Origin of the sequence: Streptococcus sp. oral taxon 431 (assembly GCF_023115445.1) — a bacterium.
Taxonomy (GTDB): domain Bacteria; phylum Bacillota; class Bacilli; order Lactobacillales; family Streptococcaceae; genus Streptococcus.
In genome coordinates, this window is the sequence record NZ_JALDUI010000005.1 from 1 (window position 1) to 3457 (window position 3457).

General features: G+C 38.3%; 3 protein-coding genes. All 3 read left to right on the forward strand.

The features are described 5' to 3' along the window. The first annotated feature begins 430 nt into the window (after positions 1 to 430). Entirely contained in the window at positions 431 to 1168 is a 738-nt protein-coding gene (gene mecA / locus M1R56_RS04315; RefSeq protein WP_000782671.1) for an adaptor protein MecA, read from the forward strand. A 770-nt stretch (positions 1169 to 1938) separates the two neighbouring features. Beyond that, entirely contained in the window at positions 1939 to 2502 is a 564-nt protein-coding gene (locus M1R56_RS04320) for a TIGR01440 family protein (protein ID WP_248034734.1), read from the forward strand. A 1-nt stretch (position 2503) separates the two neighbouring features. After that, positions 2504 to 3457: YSIRK-type signal peptide-containing protein (locus M1R56_RS04325; protein WP_248034735.1), on the forward strand; the 954-nt coding region annotated here is incomplete at its 3' end.

Here is a 3457-nt window from a genome sequence, read left to right on the forward strand (position 1 = left end):
TTTGGGACCAATTCGTCTATTGTATAGAAGCCATATTGCTTACGATTATAATCAGGTTTTTCTTTGTGAAACATAGGGAACACCTCACAACTCTTCTTACCTCTATTATACGACTTTACACAAAGAAAAGCCCTTAGAAACTTCACTTCCAAGGACTTTGTCTTCAATCTGAAGAAGACCTTACAGAGTCTTCTTTTTGTTACATAATATTTAATTTGAACATTTTTGAGAGGGACTTCTATCCTCTTTTAATCTTGGAACGAACTAAGTCAAGCGCATAATGTAGTGTTTTATCTTTGATAATAAAGAGGGTGATAACGTAATAAGTATTCTATACTAGATAGTAATCGATAACCCAACGCCATTTTTTTTGATAAAATTTTTGAAATCTTGTATAATAGATAGAACTGAAAGTATGAGGTTACGAACTATGAAAATGAAACAAATCAGTGATACGACTTTAAAAATCACCATGTCTTTAGAAGATTTGATGGATCGTGGAATGGAAATCGCAGACTTTCTCGTTCCACAGGAAAAAACAGAAGAGTTTTTCTATGCAATCTTGGATGAGCTAGAAATGCCAGATAGTTTCTTGGATACAGGTATGCTCAGCTTCCGAGTAACACCTAAGCCAGACAAGGTTGACGTTTTTGTGACAAAATCTAAGATCGACCAGAATTTAGATTTTGACGATTTGGCAGATCTTCCTGATATGGATGAGTTGGCTAAAATGTCTCCAGATGAGTTTTTAAAAACCTTGGAGAAAACCATGGCAGAAAAAACTAAAGATGATATTGAAGCTATTCAATCTTTAGAGCAGGTTGAAAAGGAAGAAGAAGCAGCGCTTGATGAAGCTCTCGAAGTAGAAGAAGGAAAAAGAGAGCCTTATATCTACTACATCTTACGTTTTGACGATTTATCTAGTTTGGTTTCTTTTGCAAAAACGGTTGACTACCAAATGGAAACTTCAGAACTCTATAAGATGAATGACCAGTACTATCTGACAGTCTTAGTTGATGTAGAAGATCAACCTAGCCTTTATCCAGCTTGGTTGTTGGCACGTATGCGCGAATTTGCAGATGATAGTGATATCAGCCGTTCTGTCTTACAAGAATATGGGCAATTACTCATCAATCATGATGCTGTCCAAGGACTCCAAAAAGTTTAATCTAGAAAAAGAGGTTGGGACAAAAGATCCCGACCTCACTTTTTATTAGCAATCAAACTTTGACGCGGTAGTTGATTGAACTTTCTGTTCGTCTTTTATACTCTTCGAAAATCAAATTCAAACCACGTCAGCGTCGCCTTGCCGTACTCAAGTACAGCCTGCGGCTAGCTTCCTAGTTTGCTCTTTGATTTTCATTGAGTATTAGACTCCAAAAAGCTCCTAATCATCCTCGCGGGGCTGGGACTACGAAATCTAGACTTTGTCTATCGATTTCTGTCCCACTGCCTTTTGTTATCTTCTCTGTAAAATCTATTTTTAAAAAATTGGATACAGTTTGTATTCAAAAAATTGCTATATTATAATTTGATAGTAGAATTAAAATTTTAGCATAATTTCATGAAAGTTTTCTGAATGATCAAAGGTTAGTACAAAGTAGAAAAAAAGTCCAAAAAATAAGGTAAAGTAGTAGCTTAAAAGTAAGAAATGGGGTAGAATGGAGGAAGTTACTTTCGGTAGTTTAGAATCGAATTGACTGACAAATCTTTTAGGTGTAAATGTTGTTACATCAACGATTTTACTAAACTATTATATTTTTTTTGTTTTCAAAGTATAATTTTAGTTTATATTTGAAAATAGATAAAATTTGAATCAGTTTTTGAAAAGAGCCCTCATATAGTTTTTGAATCCGAGCAAATGGACCCCTATCTTTTCCAACCTTGCTAAAATTGATGAAAAACGATATGATAGAATGAAAAAAAGCGAGGTGAAAAATGGACCAAAGACGGATTCAAACAGAAACACAGCAGATTCTTGAAGATGTACTAGACAAGGCTTCTTTACAGGAGGGAGCACTATTTGTCTTGGGTTTGTCTTCGAGTGAAGTGCTGGGAGGACACATCGGAAAAGATTCGAGTCAGGAAATCGGTGAACTTATTGTCAAGATTATGTTGGAACTGTTGACGGCTAAGGGAATTCACCTGGCTGTTCAAGGTTGTGAACATGTCAATCGGGCTTTAGTTGTTGAACGAGAAGTAGCTATAAAACATCAGTTGGAGATTGTGAGTGTACTCCCGACCTTACATGCAGGAGGTTCTGGTCAATTGGCCGCCTTTCGCTATATGAAGGATCCTGTGGAGGTCGAATTTATCAGGGCAGATGCTGGTATGGATATTGGTGATACAGCTATCGGTATGCATATCAAACATGTTCAGGTACCCATTCGGCCAGTCTTAAGAGAGATTGGTCTGGCTCATGTGACAGCACTTGCTAGTCGACCAAAACTCATTGGAGGGGCGCGTGCTCAATATCCAATAGATCACATTAGAAAGATTTAAAATGAAAAACAGAAAAATGCAGTTTGATAAAGTTATTAAATACTCTATTCGAAAGTTCTCAGTTGGTGTAGGTTCTGCAGTTATCGGGACATTTCTTTTGGGAGCAAACAACTTTTTAGTTGAAACTGTTGCAGCTAACGAAGTGGTAGCACCAAACCAAGTTCATTACCGTTATTTGGCTGAACAAGAATTGACAGAAGCAGAAAAGGCTTTGATCCATCGCGAACTTCCTTCAGATTTAAAGCAAGATGATGTTGTCTATCTTGTTTACAGAAAAAAGGAAGTGAATTCTCAACAATTGCCGAACACTGGAAGCAAGGAGTTGGCCCTAGCAACTCTTGGTTTTGCAACAGCGTCTTTGGTTGTTGTGGTGATGTCTAAAAAACATCGTAATAAAATGTTGGGTATTCTCTTTATTGGAGCTCTAGGTGGTAGTTACTTTATCCCTCAGTCAGCTCAAGCCTTTGAGAATAAAATCTTGGTGTCTTATAACCAAACGATTGCTGGAAGTAGTCAAGAGGACTTGGCAAAAGGTGTCATTCAAATTGAAGGATACGAGTACGTAGGTTACTTTAAAGCATCAGATTTCCAAGACCAGTCAGAGAAAATTGCTACTGCTAAAGGCACTCAAGAAGCAGGCCACGAAGGCGAATCTTTGGTTCAACCAGAATTGCCAGCCTATACAGGCGAACTTAGCGCTAAAGGCACTCAAGAAGCAGGCCACGAAGGCGAATCTTTGGTTCAGCCAGAATTGCCAGCCTATACAGGCGAACTTAGTGCTAAAGGCACTCAAGAAGCAGGCCACGAAGGCGAAACTTTGGTTCAACCAGAATTGCCAGCCTATACAGGCGAACTTAGCACTAAAGGAACTCAAGAAGCAGGCCATGAAGGCGAATCCCTAGTTCAACCAGAGTTGCCAGCCTATACAGGCGAGATTAGTGCTAAAGGCACCCAA